The following is a 15,354-nucleotide window of genomic DNA, read 5'->3' as shown; positions in this document are numbered from 1 at the left end:
GGGATATCGCTGTGGACTGACGATCAGGAAAGCTCGGCGAAGAACTCGACGATGCGGGCCATGCCCTTGTCGAGCGCCTCGTCCGGGCAGGAATAGGAAATGCGCAGCGAGCGCGGCTCGCCGAAGGCCGAACCCGGCACGCAGGCCACGCCCTTGGCTTCGAGCAGCGCGGCGCAGAAGGTGACGTCGTCCGTTATTTCCACGCCGTTGTGCTTCTTGCCGAAGGCGACGGAAATATCGGGGAACGCGTAGAAGGCACCCTGCGGACGCGGGCAGACCACGCCCGGGATGGACACCAGTGCGTCGTAGACGCGATCGCGCTTGGCCGCGAACTCCTTGCACATCTTCGCCGGAATATCCTGCGGACCCGACAGCGCGGCGATGGCCGCGGCCGTGGCCACTTCGGGCAGGCTGGTGATGTGGTTGGAATTGAGCGTGGTGACCGCCTTGGCCACTTCGGCCGGCGCAGCGATGAAGCCCACGCGCCAGCTCGGCATGCCGTAGGTCTTCGACAGCGAATCGGTGAACACCGTGCGATCGCGCAGTTCAGGACGAAGCTGCACGAAATTGTGGTAACCCACTCCGTCGAACACCATGGTGTTGTAGATGTCGTCGGTGATGATCCACGTATCTGGATACTTCACGAGCACATCGGCCAGCGCGGCGATTTCATCGCGCGTGTAGACCATGCCGGTGGGATTGGACGGATTGTTGAAGAGGAACACGCGCGGCTTGCGCTTGAGGGCCTCTTCGAGCTGCGCCGGCATGAGCTTGTAGTGCTGCTCGGGCGGGCACGGCAGGATGTTGATCTTCGCGCCGACGATCTCGGCGATGTCGAGGTAGCTGGTCCAGTACGGTGCCGGGAAGACGATTTCATCGCCTTCGTCGAGCATGGCCTCGGCCAGGTTGTAGAGGATCTGCTTGGCGCCTACCCCGGTGCTGATGTTTTCACGGCCGTAGCCGGTGAGACCCAGTGCCTCGATGTGCTTCAGGAAGGCATCCAGCAGCGCATCGGCTCCGCGGTTGCTGCCGTACTGGCCGGAGTCTTTCTCCAGGGCCTCGCGGGCGGCGGCGTAGACGTGCTCGCCGGGAAGGAAGTTGGGGACGCCGATGGAGAAGCTGACGATATCGCGGCCCTCCGCTTTCAGGCGCTTGGCCTTTTCGGCAATGACCATGATCGCACTGGGCTTGGCGCGGCCCATACGCGTGGCGAGCTTCGGCATCGGTTCCTCGGCTTGTGGGGGATGAAGCAAAGGTCCCCATTTTAGCACGCACATCGCCACCCCTGTAGGAGCGCGCCTTGCGCGCGACCGGGTTGGCGGGAACATTCCATGCGCTGCGGCACATCCGGTCGCGCGCAAGGCGCGCTCCTACAGAAGCGGGCATGCCCTGGATAAACGAAAACGCCGCCCGGGGGCGGCGTTTTCTTGCCTCGCAAGCGGCGGAAGGATCAGCGCGCGTCGAGCACTTCGTTCCACTTGGCCACGTGGGCAGCCTGCTTTTCAAGCAGCGCATCGACGTCGCCTTCGACGATCACCTTCTCGATGGTGTCTTCCTGGCGAATGGCATCGACCACGGCCTTGTCTTCCGGACCCACGATCTCGCCGAACACGCTGTGCTTGCCGTCGAGCCACGGGGTGGGGCCGTGGGTGATGAAGAACTGCGAACCGTTGGTGCCCGGGCCGGCGTTGGCCATGGACAGGATGCCCGGCTTGTCGTGCTTGAGGCTGGCGTCGAACTCGTCAACGAAACGGTAGCCCGGACCACCACGACCCGAACCCTCGGGGCAGCCGCCCTGGATCATGAAGTCGGCGATGACGCGATGGAACGACAGGCCGTCGTAATAGCCACGCTTGGCCAGGTTGACGAAGCTCGCCACCGTCACCGGGGTCTTGTCGTCGTGCAGGCGCAGGTGGATATCGCCCTTGTTGGTCTTCATGGTGACGTTGATGGTCATCGCGGTTCCTGTAACTCGTTGAAAATCCTGTCGGCCACGACCATGGCCGACGCGGGGGACTGCAAAGGCTACCGAAGATGGCGGTCCGGACCCAAGACTTCAAGCAAGCAAATGTGATGAAACCTTCATGCGGGCGGCAAAGCCAGGGCGCCGGGGGTCAGTGGGCCGGGGCCACGGGGCCTTGCATCGCGCACCGCCGCATCCTCCGGCAAGGCCCGGCCCTGTGCAACATGCGCCCAGACCCGGTCCAACGCAGCGTAGCCATAAGGCAGCAGGGGCACGAAGCGATCACCGAAATCGGGAAACGACAGGAACGCGTCGAAGTGCTGGGCATGGGGCACTCGCCAGTACACCGGTGCCCGTCCCGCCGCCCGCAACCAGCGCACGTAGGGGTCGGAAGCGAACGCGGCCGGAATCAGGCCATCCGCTGCCCCGTGCACGACGCATATCGGCAGGTCTTCGCACGGCATCGCCACGGCCGTTTCCGCCACGGCCGCCTTCAGCATGACGGCATCGTCCCCCTGCCCCTCCCACAGATGGCGCAAGGCCATCTGGCCGGGCAGAACGGGGTCCAGGGAGACATCCGTGCCACCGTCGAGCACGATGCCCGGCCCGGGCGGTAGTCCCGCGCCATCCGACCACCACGCCGCCCGGATGGCTGCCGCGCCCGGCAGGCCGGGCGGCGCCCGGTAGGCAAAGCCCAGCGGCATGTCGCCCAGGGCCCGGCGCAGGTAAGACGACGCATAGGGCACCGAAATGATCCGCCACAGATCCAGCGCCGTGGAAGACGCCGCCGCTGCGAAAGCCTCTTCGCGCCAACCACGTTCCATCAGGCGATCCAGGGCCTCGTCGGCCAGTCGCGAGGGCAACAGGCCCGACATTTTCCCGTGCGCGCGCAGGGATGCCGCCCGCACGGCCCATGCCGGAGGCTGGACCACGCCAGCCCGGGCAAATGGCAGATCATCGAAGCGCGACGAGGCCATGGCCGCAGGCATCCACAGGCCCGCCTCCGTTCCATAGTCGAAAAAAGGCCGCCCCTGCCCCGGCACGTGTACGTTGGGCTCAAGCGCCACCACGGCATCGAGCAGACCGTCCACATCGTCGCCCGCCGCACGCAGCACCGCGCCGCCACCATTGGACAGGCCGGTGGCGATGATCGTGGTGTTCGCTGCGGTAAACGGGGCGTCGTCGGGAAAGGCGCGATCCAGCATGGCAAGCCCGAAACGCGCCGCCTGGAGTACCTGCCGCCCCCAGTCGGCTTCCGGATGATCCCCGGAGTGCGCGTGCTTCACGCCGATGCCGGCATCGGCGGGTGGCGATGCCGGCTCGAACTCCAGCTCGGCTTCGCCCGCTCGCCGACGCATACCGTCCAACGCCACGCCGGTACCGTCTGCCGTATCGAAATACCCTGCGCCAGCGCCTTTATCCGTATAGGCCACGGCGCAACCCTTCGGCAGCCCCCAGCCACCCGCCAGCGCAATGGCACCGTAAATACCTCGCGAACCGGAGGAAGCCGTGACGACAAGGCAACGCTTCGACCGGTCGAATGCGTCCGGCACCTGCACAAGCACTCGATGCGTCGAGTGCGCCCCGGCGATGCGGGCAAACGCCGTGTATTCGCGCCCCGGTACGGCGGGCGCGGCACCATAGACGCTACCGAAACCACCCAGTCGCCCCAGATCGGCAATGCCCTTCCAGCTCGACTGGATCGCACGACGACGCAGTTCGGCGGGGGTGGGGCTACCAGGGTTCGCGAAGGGCGCCAGCGTACCGGCAAGCCCGCGCAGACCGAGACCGGCGCTGAGCAGGTCGTCGTCGTGACGGTGCATGGTTTGAAGGATGTCGCCGGATACGTCGGGGGCTTCCATGGGGATTCCTGCTGACAACCCTGCGAAGATGCGCGACGCACACCGGACATGGCAAGTCGTGATCCGCGTACACGCCCGCTTGAGAACGCACTGCTATCCTCCCCGCGCCCGGCAGGAGCCGGATGAATCTAGGGGATACAGAGCAATGACTGCCCGCCGTACCGTCCTGCTGTCCGCCGCCATCGTCGCGGCCCTGGGACTGACCGCCTGTCACAAGGATGGCAACAACACACCCACCGCCGACCCGAAGGCGGTGGCCGCGGCACAGGCCGACATCTCGGCACCGGCCTGGCTGCGCCAGCACCTTCCGGCCCAGACCGTGTCCTATGTGCGCATCCCCTCGCCATGGGTGATGCTGGGTGGCGTGCCGACGGGGCGCGCGCTCGACGCTGCGTTGTCCACCAAGGCACACCTGGACCTGGTTGCGAAACTGCGCGAGAGCATCGCCCGGGACAAGATTCTCGCTGACCTGAAGATCGCCCCCGTGCTCGGCCTGCTGCTGGACGACCTGCGCTCTCCCGTGGAGGTGGCACTGATCGACCCCGTCGGCATTCCCTCGCCAGCCTCGCGCGTGGTCGTCACCGCGGTATTGGCCCAGCCGAGCGTCGATGCCGTCAACGCACGACTGGCCACGCTATCCACCACCACGCCGATCCTTGCAGCGCCGCTGGACGCCCAGGGCAACGGCACGCTGTCCAGCGGCGGCGCCGTGCGCTACGACGTGAAGACACGCCGCCTGTGGGTGACCCAGGCCACCAAGGAACCCAGCGACGCGGCAAAGCTCGACGAGCTGATCGCCAGCTTCGGCAACGCGGGCACGAAGGACGCGCCTGCCACGCTGGGCGAGCTTGAATCGCGCATCGACACCTCCGGCGAAGGCTTGTTCGGCTGGGTGACCGTGCGCGGCGTCGGCGCCGTTGCCGCCGCACAGGCCGGCGACAACCCGCTCGGCCGCCTGCCGGCCGACTTTGCCAGCAAGGCCGACGCCATTGCCTTCGGCGCCGGCAGCGTCGACGGACTGGGCCAGATCCGTCTCATCGTCCACGCACCGCAGGCCCGCGCCCTGCAATACCTTGCACCGGCCTCGTTCGCCCCGTCGATCAAGACCGCGGGCGAGCCACGCTGGGTGCTGACCTTCGCCGTGCCTGGCCCAGAGGCCTACAAGCGCTTCGAGGACAACCTGAACCTGGACTTCGGCAGCGACGCCGCCGGTAAATTCCATGCGCTCGACAAGCGGATGCAGGACCGTTACGGGGCCGCGCTGGCCGATTACTTCAAGTGGTTCGGACCCGAGCTGGTCGTGTTCGCCGACGACGCCGGCACCTTCTACGCCCTGCGTACCCGCGACATGAAAGCCTGGCGCGACCACATGGCGGCGATGGGCCCGCGCGGCTGGAAAACCGGCACCTCAAAGATTGACGGCACCGAGGTCCACTGGGTGACGGCGCCGCCCCAGGGCAGCGACGTCCTGCCTGCCGATGCGACACCATCGATGAAACCGCTGGCCGAGCTGATCGGTCGCATGGGTGGCAAGTCGTGGTGGCTGGAAGACGGCGACTGGATCGTGATGGCGGGCGTGCCGCAGGCGCTATCCGACCGCGCGGCCGCCAAGCCGGATACGTCCGTGGCCGACTGGCTCGCCAGCCGCCACTACCCGGGCAACCGCACCCTCGCCGGCTTCACGGCCACGACGCACGGCGCCCAGCGCGACGCCTACTACACCTACATCCAGATCCTGCAGATCCTTGCCTCGATGTCGGGCTCGGAGGCGGATATCGCCACCCTGCCCTCGGCCCATACGCTGGGCCTGCCCGACAAGGGCGTGCTGGGCACGGCCATCGAGGCCGACCAGGACACCCTCGCCCTGTCCTTCACCTACCAGCAGACGCCCTATGAGCTGGTGGATAGCGGCGGCGCCATGAGCATCGCGGCGACGTCGGCCATCCTGGCAGCCATCGCCGTCCCGCAGTACGAGAACTACACGATGCGCGCCCAGGTGAACCTCGCACTGGCCGCGGCCGATCCGGTCAAGGAGGCCGTTGGCAAGAAGCGCCTGGCCACCGGTCGCTTCCCGGCAACCAACGCCGCCGCGGGCCTGGGCAAGCCGGAAACCCTCGGCAACGATATCGCCGGCTCCGTCGAGATCGGCCAGGGCGGCTCCATCACGATCACCCTGGACGCCACCCCGCCGCACAAGGCCGACCAGAAGCTGGACTCGGGCCAGCTGGTTCTCACGCCCCGCGTGGAAGAAGGCCGGGTGGACTGGGCCTGCGAAGGCGACGGCATCGATCCGAAGTACCTTCCGGCCGCCTGCCGCGGCCCGGTACTGGAACCCTGAATGGGTGCGGCCTGCGGCTCCGTGAACGGAGTCGCAGGCCGTCATGCGAAAATCGCCAAATTCCTTTATAATCGGCGGCTTCCCAAACCAAAGAGGCGATCCGGCTGCACGCCGGCGCATACCGCATGTCGATCGAATTCCTGCGCAACATCGCCATCGTCGCTCACGTCGACCATGGCAAAACCACCCTCGTCGACCAGCTTCTGAAGCAGTCCGGCACGCTGAACGAGCGTACCGTGCTCGCCGAGCGCGTAATGGATTCGAACGACCAGGAAAAGGAGCGTGGCATCACGATCCTTGCCAAGAACACGGCCATCACCTGGGAAGACAAGAAGAAGGGCGTCAAGAACCGCATCAACATCGTCGACACCCCGGGACACGCCGACTTCGGCGGCGAAGTCGAGCGCGTGCTGTCGATGGTCGACACCGTGCTGATCCTGGTCGACGCGATGGACGGCCCGATGCCGCAGACGCGCTTCGTCACCCAGAAGGCCTTCGCGATGGGCTTCAAGCCGATCGTCGTGGTCAACAAGGTCGATCGTCCGGGCGCCCGTCCTGAGTGGGTGGTCGAGCAGGTGTGGGACCTCTTCGCCAAGCTCGGCGCCACCGACGAGCAGATGGAATTCCCGATCGTCTACGCCTCGGCGCTCAACGGCTACGCCTCGCTCGACGAGAATGCCCGCGAAGGCGACATGACCCCGCTGTACGAAGCGATCATGCAGCACGCACCGAAGCCTGACGTCGATCCGGAAGGCGCCTTCCAGATGCGCATCAGCCAGCTCGACTACAACAACTTCGTCGGCGTCATCGGCATCGGCCGCATCCAGCGCGGCACCCTGAAGAAGGGCATGCCGGTTGCCGTGATCGACCGTGAAGGCAAGAAGCGCCAGGGCAAGGTTGTCCAGGTGCTCGGCTTCCTCGGCCTCGAGCGCATCGAGCAGGAATCGGCCGAAGCCGGCGACATCGTCGCCATCTCGGGCATCCCCGAGCTGACCATTTCCGATACGGTCACCGCGCTCGACACGCCGGAAGCACTGCCGGCGCTGAGCGTCGACGAGCCGATGATCAGCATGACCTTCCAGGTCAACAACTCGCCGTTCGTCGGCAACAAGGACCTCTCGGGCGGCAAGTTCCTCACCAGCCGCCAGCTGCGTGAGCGCCTCGACCGCGAGAAGGTGCACAACGTTGCCCTGCGCGTCGAAGACGGCTCCGACGCCGACAAGTTCCTGGTTTCGGGCCGTGGCGAACTGCACCTCTCGGTGCTGATCGAAAACATGCGCCGCGAAGGCTACGAGCTGGCCGTGTCGCGTCCGGAAGTCATCCTGAAGGAAATCGACGGCCAGAAGATGGAGCCGATCGAAGAACTCGTGATCGACATCGAAGAAGTCCACCAGGGCGGCGTGATGGAGCGCCTCGGCATCCGCAAGGGCGACCTGAAGAACATGGTCTCCGACGGCCAGGGTCGCGTGCGCCTCGAGTATGAAATCCCGGCTCGCGGCCTCATCGGCTTCCAGAACCAGTTCAAGACCCTCACCCAGGGTTCGGGCCTGCTGTTCCACGTGTTCAAGCACTACGGTCCGTATACCCCGGCTCCGATCGCCAAGCGCCAGAACGGCGTGATGATCGCGAACGCCCCGGGCAACACCCCGGCCTACTCGCTCGGACCCCTCCAGGAACGCGGCAAGCTGTTCGCCGCCGAAGGCGACTCGGTGTACGAAGGCCAGCTGATCGGTATCCACGCGAAGGACAACGACCTCACCGTCAACGCGATCAAGCCGAAGCCGCTCACCAACATGCGCGCCTCCGGCAAGGACGACGCGATCCAGCTCACCCCGGCCACCAAGTTCACGCTGGAACAGGCACTGGACTTCATCGACGACGACGAGCTGGTCGAAGTCACGCCGAAGGAAATCCGCATGCGCAAGAAGCACCTGACGGAAGCCGACCGCAAGAAGGCATCGCGCGGCAGCTGATTTCCGCTGACGATGCAATAAAAAACGCCGCTCGAAAGAGCGGCGTTTTTTTATGTCCGCAAGCTGATAACCCCGACACCTTGATAACCGCGACACCTTGGTAACCCCGACACCTTGGACCCCCGACACCGTCGTTCCAGCGAACGCTGGAACCCAGCGCCCCAGTTCACCAGCATGGCCGAACGCCACATCGATGTGCACTCAAGAAGCCAAGCAGGCCACGCCATCGCGAAAACCCACTGCATCGCACTGGATTCCTGCGTTCGCAGGAATGACGGCCCAGGTGTTACCAGCAGATGCCGGCAAGTGGTGCGGGATATGTGCGCCCCGCCCTCAGCGGCTGGAAACACGGCGCAGAGAAGTAGAACGCATCACTATCGGTATCCACATGCCACCCCGGCACCCCCGACACCGGAAACGGCCGCAATTCCTGCGGATCATTAAGCACCGCCCCGGAAGCAATCGCCCTCGCGCAAACTTCCGCAGCGTCATCCCCCATGACGACCAACGCCTTGCCCACCAGCAATTTCTCCGGCGTCAACGCATGCTCCAGCAACGCATGCCCGAACACCTCGACACGCGCCTCACCCGACAGCCACGCCTCACGATGCGTCCGGAACAGGCAGAACCAGTCATGCCGATTCCACGCCTCCAGCATCGCCGGATCACGAAGACTGACGATCATCCCGGCTTCGTCGAAATGCGTGAGCGCACACTGCGGCCGCGAACGTTCACGGGGCCCCATGCGTTCGATCTCGCTCACCTGCCGTGCGTTGAGCGCACGCTTGATCGCGCCATGGCGCAGCCAGACGAAGGCATTGAACAGGTCATGCCAGTTGGCGGCACGCGTTGCGACGGCGCCGAGCTGCGCGATGCGCTCCTCGTAATGCAGGCCATCCGCCAGCAAGGTGGCATCCTGCGTAACGAAGCGCGTCGTCACGCCCGCAGGCCAGAGCGCATTCAGTGCGGAAACCTCAGGCCATTCGTCACCTTCGACGAACGGCCTGAATTCATCCCAGTACGCCAGCGGCGGTACCGCGAGCACGCTGCGATCCAGCGCCTCGCGTGTGGGCGCCACGTACCGCATGGGTCAGACCAGGCGACCGTAGAGGTCGTGGGCGTCGGCTTCTTCCACCACCACGTCGACGAACTGGCCAGGCTTCAGCAGCTGGCCGTCATCGATGCGCACGGCACCGTCGATTTCCGGCGCATCGGCACTGGAGCGACCCCACGCACCGTCGGCATCGATCTCATCGACGAGCACACGAATGGTCTTGCCCACCTTGCGCTGGAGCTTGGCCGCCGAGATCTCGGCCTGCACCGCCATGAACTGCTCCAGGCGATCTTCCTTCAGCTCTTCGTCGATCTGGCCCGGCAGCTCGTTGGCCTTGGCGCCATCCACCGGCGAATAGGCGAACGCACCGACGCGATCCAGCTCGGCCTCGCGAAGGAAATCGAGCAACTCGTTGAACTCGGCATCCGTCTCACCCGGGAAACCAACGATGAAGGTGCTGCGAATGGTGAGATCCGGCACGGAACGACGCCAGTTCTGGATGCGCTCCAGCGTCTTGTCCACGTTGCCCGGGCGCTTCATCAACTTGAGGATGCGCGGGCTGGCGTGCTGGAACGGGATGTCGAGGTACGGAAGGATCTTGCCCTCCGCCATCAACGGCATCACTTCGTCGACATGCGGATACGGGTAGACGTAATGCAGACGCGTCCACACGCCCAGCTCGGAAAGACCCTCGCAAAGCTCGGTCATGCGCGTACGGTACTGCTTGCCCCGCCACTCGCGCTCGGCGTAACGCACGTCCACGCCGTAAGCGCTGGTATCCTGCGAGATCACCAGCAGCTCCTTCACACCGCCCTTAACCAGCTTCTCGGCCTCGATCAGCACCTGATCGACCGGGCGGCTGACAAGATCGCCACGCATGGAAGGAATGATGCAGAAGCTGCAACGGTGGTTGCAGCCCTCGGAAATCTTGAGATACGCATAGTGCTTCGGCGTGAGCTTGACGCCCGTGTCCGGCACCAGGTCGAGGAACTTGTTACGCGCCGGCGGCAGCGCCTTGTGCACGGCACTCATCACCGAGGCGTAATCCTGCGGACCGGTAATGGCCAGCACGTCAGGGTAGCTCTCGCGGATCAGCTCCTGGCGCTTGCCGAGGCAGCCGGTGACGATCACCTTGCCGTTCTCGTGAAGCGCTTCGCCGATGGCGTCGAGCGACTCCTGCACCGCGGAATCGATAAAGCCGCAGGTATTCACCACCACGGCATCGGCCGCGCCATAACTCGGCACGATCTCGTAGCCCTCGACCTTGAGCTGGGTGAGGATGCGTTCTGAATCGACAAGAGCCTTTGGACATCCAAGGCTGACGAAGCCGATTTTCTGGGTCTGAGCGGCCTGGGACATTGCCGTGGGTACCGGAGCGGGGAAACCGCGCATTATAGCCGGTCCGGCATCCCCCCGCCGAGGCGGGACGACCACCCGTGAAGCCGGGTAACCTTCAGGCTTTCTCACCCCGCCGGAGATTCCCCATGGGCCACACCCTCTCCCTCGACACCTCTCGCCCCCACCACGAACACATGGACGCCTACCTCGCCGAACCGCCCAAGGGCGTGGAAGTGCGCGGTGGCATCGTCGTTATTCAGGAGATCTTCGGCGTCAATGCCCATATCCGCAGCGTGGCGGACCGCTTCGCCGCCGAGGGGTTCGTCGCCATCGCACCCGCCCTGTTCGACCCCGTGCAGAAGGGTGTGGAGCTGGGCTACGACCAGGAAGGCATGACCCGGGGCGTGAAGTACATCTCCGAACTCGGCCTGCTGCGTCCCACCCAGGATGTGGACGTGGCAGCGAAGTACCTCGCCCACCACTTCAAGGTGAAGGTCGGTACGGTGGGTTACTGCTGGGGTGGCACCGTCGCCCTGCTTGCCGCCCTGCGCCTGGGCCTGCCCTCGTCAAGCTACTACGGTTCGCGCAACGTGCCCTTCCTGGCCGAGAAGGCCAAGGCCAATGTCATTTTCCACTTCGGCGAGCGCGACCACTCCATTCCCCCGGAGATGGTCGAGAAGCATCGCGAACTGAAGCCGGAAATGGATACCTGGGTCTACCCGGCCGACCATGGCTTCAACTGCGACGTGCGCGCCAGCTATGACGAAGCCAGCGCGAAGATCGCGTGGGAACGCACCCGCACCTTCTTCGAGACCGAACTCGCGTGAACACGGCGTTCGACCTGGACCCCAGGCTAGCCGGCGACACCGTCGTCGTCGGCGACCTGCCGCTGTGTCGCGTGCTGCTGATGCGCGATGCGCGCTTTGCGTGGCTGGTGCTGGTACCGAGGAAGCCCGGACTCGTGGAGGTTGCCGATCTTTCCGAGTCCGATCGCGCCACTCTCTGGCGCGAGGTGGATGCGGCAGGCGCCGCGCTACGTGCCGTCGCCCCCTGCGACAAGCTCAACATCGGTGCACTGGGCAATATCGTCCGGCAGTTGCATGTGCACGTGGTGGCCCGCACGGAAGGCGACGCTGCGTGGCCCGGCCCCGTGTGGGGCTCCGGCAAGGCCGAGCCGCATGCGGACACCGCACTGGACGAATGCTTGAAGACGTTGCGCTCGCTGCTGGCTCCGCTCTGAATCTGTCGGGCCTAATCCTTACGGGGATCGAGGCATTCGGCCGAAAGCCACTTCACGGCCGGAAATGTACTCTCGGGAACTGCCATCCGGTGTCGGGTCACCCCGGCACCGGACCGATCCAACAGTGCTAACCTAGGAGCGCATCCATGGCCGAGGCCAGAACCATGAGCGACATCGACCGTCTTCAGATCAGCGCCAACATCAGCAAGCTCATGGCAGAAACCATGAAGATCAGCGCTGAAACCTCAAAGATCCAGGCCGAGCAGAAGTACTACCCAGCGGTCGCCTTCGGAGCGATCGTCGTAAGCGCCCTGGGCGTTGCCGCGGCGATCATCGTGAAGTTGCTCTAATCGCAGAGTCATCCGTCGCGCCCTGCTGGTAAAACATTGACCACACCAACCCGAGCCGTTGCCGCACAAGGCCCGGAGAGGGTTATCCACAATGTTATGCAGCGACTATCCACACGGGCTGTGGATGAAATGGATGATGGCGATGCAGCATCATCGCGACGGGGAATCGCATGCGCACCCGGGAAACCTCCCACTTCTATCTTGGCCGCGTAACGGATACGGCACGATTCAACGAATTTCTTGCCGAGCACTACGACCGGGATGACGACGAGCCCATCTCCGCCTTCTATGCATCGCAGGGCGAGCGATTCTGCGATCACGACTTCATGGAGACCGGCGAGCGTTCTTCCGGGGCATCACTTGAGGAATTCTTCGCACCGCATTCCTATGCCTCGGAATGGTCTGCGGCCCTGTGCGAAGCCGCTCGCTCAAAGGGGCTGGATGATGCAAACACACTGCTTTTCATCAACACCGAACAGATAGCCCAGCCTCGTTCAGTGACGTATGAAGGATTCGAACTCGTGTACGTCGGCGCCATCGGATACAGCATCTGACAGCCTGAACTTTGCGTTTTGTCGGCTTTGGCGCAATGACGTGATTAACGCCTCTTACGGACACACGAGCCATTGGCCGAAAGACACGGCAATAGTCGGCCACTATCGTGGCGATAGTGCTGCTTCGCAGGCAGCAACTCCCGGCAACTCGCCGCTTCGATAGTGATAGGCTTGGACAAAACCGATGACCGACGCCCAGACCATGACCCGCGACGAGCGAGAGAAAATCCGAGCCGAAATCGGAAAGCTGATGGCCGAAACGGCGAAGATCAACGCTGAAGCCCGCTGGTATCCATTCGTTGCCACAGCCGGCCTGTTTGCTGCTGCGGTTGGCTTCGTAAAGCTCATGGGACTCATCTTCTGACAATGCCATCGCCTCGTTGGCCATAAAAAAAACCGCCGACAACCCGGCGGTTTTTTTTGCCCGGGAGCAGGGTGCGATCCTCGCACCCTGCCCGCCATCTCACTTAGCCGGAACGCCCATTTCCTTCAACAGGTTATCGGCGTGATCGAGGTGGTGCATCACCCACAACATATAGCGCACATCCACCTGGATCGAACGGTTGAGCTTCGGGTTGAACAGCCAGTCGCCGCTCACCGATTCCCAGTTGCCGTCGAAGGCCAGGCCCACGAGGTGGCCTTCGGCATCCAGCGCCGGTGAACCGGAGTTACCGCCCGTGATGTCGAGGTCGGCCAGGAAGTCGACGGGCAGCGTGCCCTGCTTCTTCGAGGCGTACGAGTCGAACGCCTTCGCCTTGATGGCGTCGGTCTCGGCCTTCGGTGCGTTGAACGGCTCTTCGCCGGTGTCCTTCTCGACGATGCCTTCCACCGTGGTGAACGGCGAGTAGCTCACGCCATCACGCGGAGCCACGCCCTGCACATTGCCGAAGGTGACGCGCAGCGAGCTGTTGGCGTCCGGGTAGACCGGCAGGCCCTGCGATTCCTTCCACGCAATGATCGCCTGCATGTAGCGCGGGCGCAGACGGGCCAGTTCGCCTTCCTGGGCGTCCTGCTGGTCTTCGATCTTCTTCAGGTCAGGCAACAGCGCGTTGGCGAGCTTCAGCATGCTGTCGTCGCTGGCGGCGATGGCCTTGTCGTCGGCCTTGAACCACTTCAGGCGCTCGGCGGTGTCGCCCAGCTTGCTGCCCTTGTAGAGGTCGGCCACCTTGGCCTGGATCGCCGGACGGGTGTTGGCGCTGCCCAGCCAGTTGTCGAGGCCCGGCAGGCGCTGGTCCTTCGGCAGGGTGACGTAGCGCACCAGGGCGTTGGTGAGCAGGTCCTGGTCGGTCTTGGCGTCGTAGCGACGCTCCATCTGCTTGAGCGCGCCTTCGATGCGCACTTCGTCGCGCTGCTGGTAACCGGCCTCGCGCTGCATGTCCGGCTTGGTGCGCTGCTGCGCCAGCTTGGCCAGGCGCACGCCGCTGGAGAACAGCTGGGTGCGCGAGATGAGCGACAGATCGGCGTCGCGCTCACGGGTGCCCTGGTAGGTGGTGAGCTTGGACTTCAGCTCGGCGATGTCCTTGATCAGCGCCTGGTTCTCGGCGCCGCCCTGCTTCTTCAGCCAGGCGTCCAGATCGGCTTCCTGCTTCTGCTTCACGGCCACCGCGTCGGCACGACGCAGGCCTTCGAGCTGGCCGCCGAAGTTCTTCAGGTAGTTGTTGAGGCCGGCGACCATGCTGGCGTACTTCACCGTCACGTCCGGATTGGCCTTGCCGTTCTCGGCGATGGTGTTGAGCTGCTCCTTGTAGAGCTGGATCTGGGTCGGATACACCCAGTCGATGGAGCTCTTCACTTCCTGCGCGAGGCGGTAGCGGTTGGTGCGGCCGGGATAACCCACGACCATCACGTAGTCGCCGTTTTCCAGGCCTTCCGGGTTCACCTTGATGACGTGCTTCGGGTGATACGGCACGTTGTCCTTGGAATACGTGGCAGACTTGCCGTCCTTCGACACGTAGGCGCGCAGGTAGCTGAAATCGCCGGTGTGGCGCGGCCACATCCAGTTGTCGACGTCGCCGCCGAACTTGCCGATGGATTCCGGCGGCGCGTAGACCAGGCGCACGTCCTTGATTTCCATCTGCTTGATCAGCTGGTAGCTGTAGCCACCATGGAAGGTGTAGACGTCGCAGCGGTAGCCGTCGGTCTCGCAGCCTTTCACCAGCTCTTTCTTGGCCAGGTCGATGGCTTCGTAGCGCTGCTTGCCGCTTAGCTGCGGCGTGACCTTGGCGTTCACTTCCTTGGTGACGTCACGGATTTCCTCGGTGACGAACACGCGCATGTCCGGCGAACCCGGCAGCTCTTCCGCGAAATTCTTCGCGAGGAAGCCCTGCTCGATGAGGTTCTTTTCCTTGGTGGAGTTGTACTGAAGCGCGCCGTAGCCGCAATGGTGGTTGGTCACCACCAGGCCGTCCGGCGACACGAAGGAGGCCGTGCAGCCGCCGAGGCTGACGATGGCACCCATCGGGTAGGCGGTGAGATCGGTGAGCGTCGAGGGATCGAGCTTCAGGCCGTGCTGCTTGAGCGTGCCGGCAATCTTGGGGAGCTGGGCGGGCTGCCACATGCCTTCGACGGCATGGGCGGCGGGGACGAGGCCCGCCGCGAGGGCGGTGGCCAGTGCGAGTCGACGCATTGAGGATTCTCCTGGAGGAACGACAACGGCTCTGCCCCTGGGCATGCCGTTACACA

General features: G+C 64.5%; 13 protein-coding genes. 7 read left to right on the top strand and 6 right to left on the bottom strand.

What is annotated here, in order from left to right; all coding sequences use genetic code 11:
* Window positions 1-23 precede the first annotated feature (23 nt).
* The 3 genes from KR767_RS14845 to KR767_RS14835 form a co-directional block, all read right to left on the bottom strand.
* Window positions 24-1,223 carry a pyridoxal phosphate-dependent aminotransferase gene (locus tag KR767_RS14845; RefSeq protein ID WP_166949603.1) on the bottom strand — a complete coding sequence of 400 codons (1,200 nt, stop codon included), beginning with the start codon at window positions 1,221-1,223 and terminating at the stop codon, window positions 24-26.
* A gap of 227 nt (window positions 1,224-1,450) precedes the next feature.
* A complete protein-coding gene (locus KR767_RS14840; protein WP_250876814.1) occupies window positions 1,451-1,957 on the bottom strand; it encodes a peptidylprolyl isomerase in 507 nt (168 codons plus the stop codon).
* Between the two features lie 125 nt (window positions 1,958-2,082).
* Window positions 2,083-3,825 (bottom strand): D-(-)-3-hydroxybutyrate oligomer hydrolase, encoded by a 1,743-nt coding sequence (locus KR767_RS14835; protein WP_250876813.1) that lies wholly within the window; start codon window positions 3,823-3,825, stop codon window positions 2,083-2,085.
* Between the two features lie 145 nt (window positions 3,826-3,970).
* Here KR767_RS14835 and KR767_RS14830 point away from each other — a divergent pair, with 145 nt between their 5' ends.
* Window positions 3,971-6,163 carry a pilin gene (locus KR767_RS14830; RefSeq protein ID WP_250876812.1) on the top strand — a complete coding sequence of 731 codons (2,193 nt, stop codon included), beginning with the start codon at window positions 3,971-3,973 and terminating at the stop codon, window positions 6,161-6,163.
* A 125-nt stretch (window positions 6,164-6,288) separates the two neighbouring features.
* Window positions 6,289-8,136, top strand: a complete 1,848-nt coding sequence (gene typA / locus KR767_RS14825; RefSeq protein ID WP_250876811.1) for a translational GTPase TypA — start codon at window positions 6,289-6,291, stop codon at window positions 8,134-8,136.
* A 286-nt stretch (window positions 8,137-8,422) separates the two neighbouring features.
* Here the strand turns inward: typA and KR767_RS14820 are convergent, their stop codons facing one another.
* A complete protein-coding gene (locus KR767_RS14820) occupies window positions 8,423-9,223 on the bottom strand; it encodes a DUF3025 domain-containing protein (RefSeq protein ID WP_250876810.1) in 801 nt (266 codons plus the stop codon).
* Window positions 9,224-9,226: 3 nt separating this feature from the next.
* The gene (rimO, locus tag KR767_RS14815; RefSeq protein ID WP_250876809.1) at window positions 9,227-10,549 is read right to left on the bottom strand and encodes a 30S ribosomal protein S12 methylthiotransferase RimO; all 1,323 of its coding nucleotides are present in this window, start codon (window positions 10,547-10,549) and stop codon (window positions 9,227-9,229) included.
* A 125-nt stretch (window positions 10,550-10,674) separates the two neighbouring features.
* On the opposite strand from rimO, the gene KR767_RS14810 reads away from it, so the two are divergent.
* The 5 genes from KR767_RS14810 (at window position 10,675) to KR767_RS14790 (ending at window position 13,036) form a co-directional block, all read left to right on the top strand.
* Window positions 10,675-11,355, top strand: coding sequence for a dienelactone hydrolase family protein (locus KR767_RS14810; RefSeq protein WP_250876808.1), 681 nt, complete (start codon window positions 10,675-10,677; stop codon window positions 11,353-11,355).
* The gene (locus tag KR767_RS14805; protein WP_250876807.1) at window positions 11,352-11,768 is read left to right on the top strand and encodes an HIT domain-containing protein; all 417 of its coding nucleotides are present in this window, start codon (window positions 11,352-11,354) and stop codon (window positions 11,766-11,768) included. Before KR767_RS14810 ends, KR767_RS14805 begins: the two co-directional genes overlap by 4 nt.
* 146 nt (window positions 11,769-11,914) lie before the next feature.
* Window positions 11,915-12,118 carry a hypothetical protein gene (locus KR767_RS14800; RefSeq protein WP_208392587.1) on the top strand — a complete coding sequence of 68 codons (204 nt, stop codon included), beginning with the start codon at window positions 11,915-11,917 and terminating at the stop codon, window positions 12,116-12,118.
* 170 nt (window positions 12,119-12,288) lie between these two features.
* Complete coding sequence (locus KR767_RS14795; protein WP_250876806.1) at window positions 12,289-12,672, top strand: immunity 22 family protein; 384 nt, start codon at window positions 12,289-12,291, stop codon at window positions 12,670-12,672.
* A 184-nt stretch (window positions 12,673-12,856) separates the two neighbouring features.
* Window positions 12,857-13,036, top strand: coding sequence for a hypothetical protein (locus tag KR767_RS14790; protein ID WP_166949253.1), 180 nt, complete (start codon window positions 12,857-12,859; stop codon window positions 13,034-13,036).
* A 99-nt stretch (window positions 13,037-13,135) separates the two neighbouring features.
* On the opposite strand, the gene KR767_RS14785 is transcribed toward KR767_RS14790, so the two are convergent.
* Window positions 13,136-15,298 carry a S46 family peptidase gene (locus tag KR767_RS14785; protein ID WP_250876805.1) on the bottom strand — a complete coding sequence of 721 codons (2,163 nt, stop codon included), beginning with the start codon at window positions 15,296-15,298 and terminating at the stop codon, window positions 13,136-13,138.
* Between the last annotated feature and the right edge of the window lie 56 nt (window positions 15,299-15,354).

The sequence above is a fragment of the Luteibacter anthropi genome (assembly GCF_023699965.1).
Taxonomy (GTDB): Bacteria; Pseudomonadota; Gammaproteobacteria; order Xanthomonadales; family Rhodanobacteraceae; genus Luteibacter; species Luteibacter anthropi.
The sequence above is the reverse complement of the archived record's forward strand: the minus strand, read 5'-3'. Positions and strand labels throughout refer to the sequence as shown.